The organism is Poinsettia branch-inducing phytoplasma str. JR1 (assembly GCF_000309465.1).
Classification (GTDB): Bacteria; Bacillota_I; Bacilli_A; order Acholeplasmatales; family Acholeplasmataceae; genus Phytoplasma; species Phytoplasma pruni.
Genome location: NZ_AKIK01000150.1, coordinates 1 through 741, shown reverse-complemented (window position 1 = coordinate 741; position 741 = coordinate 1). Strand labels below are relative to the sequence as shown.

Annotated in this window: 2 protein-coding genes; both read left to right on the top strand. The window is 22.9% G+C overall.

All coding sequences use genetic code 11. From position 1 onward, the window contains the following. A partial coding sequence (locus ON17_RS02735) for a single-stranded DNA-binding protein (protein WP_017191973.1) occupies positions 1-314 on the top strand: 314 nt, incomplete at its 5' end. Between the two features lie 17 nt (positions 315-331). Beyond that, on the top strand, positions 332-607 hold the full coding sequence (locus tag ON17_RS02730; protein ID WP_017191972.1) for a hypothetical protein: 276 nt from the start codon (positions 332-334) through the stop codon (positions 605-607). Positions 608-741: the final 134 nt, after the last annotated feature.

The following is a 741-nucleotide window of genomic DNA, read 5'->3' as shown; positions in this document are numbered from 1 at the left end:
TTTTAGTAGGTAGAATTACCAAAAATCCAGAAGTACATTTCATTAATGGTAATATTCCTTTAGTACGTTTTATTTTAGCTGTTAATAGGAATTTTACTAATAATGAAGGCGATAAAGAAGCAGATTTTATTTCTTGTGTTGTTTGGAATAAAGCGGCAGAAAACTTAGTTAAATATGTTGTTAAAGGTTCTTTAATTGGCGTTGAAGGTCGAATTAAAGTGAATGTTATTAATAAAGATAAACAAGAAAAAAAATTTATTACACAAGTAGAATGTCAATCTATTCAATATTTAGAATTTAAAAAAGAAAAATAATAAAGAGGAAGGATTAAATGCAGATTAATAATTTAATAAATAGTTTAATAGAGTCTAAAATTTTTATTTATTTTATTTATCTTTTTTCTGGTGTTTTTTTATTTTGGTTTTTTGGAGTGGTTTACAGATATTTAGATAAAAAAATTAAAGAAGAAAATGTACTTGCAGTTAAAGAATTAAAAGAAAGCGGATTTTCAGCCAAAGAATTAATAGATGCAGGTTATACAGCTGATGAATTATTAGATGCTGGATTTGATTTAATTTATTATCACAGTTGGTGGATTAAAAAATAATGAATATATGATTAAGTAATTAAGAGATGCTGGATTTACAGTTTAGAAAGGATTTTTTAAAATGGAAATTAATAATTTAATAGAGTCTAAAATATTTATTTCTTTAATTTCTTTATTTTTTGGTATTTTTGTTT

Excerpts from the sequence above, each read along its gene's own strand:
- ON17_RS02730 (WP_017191972.1), top strand. The coding sequence starts at position 332 with ATGCAGATTAATAATTTAATAAATAGTTTAATAGAGTCTAAAATTTTT.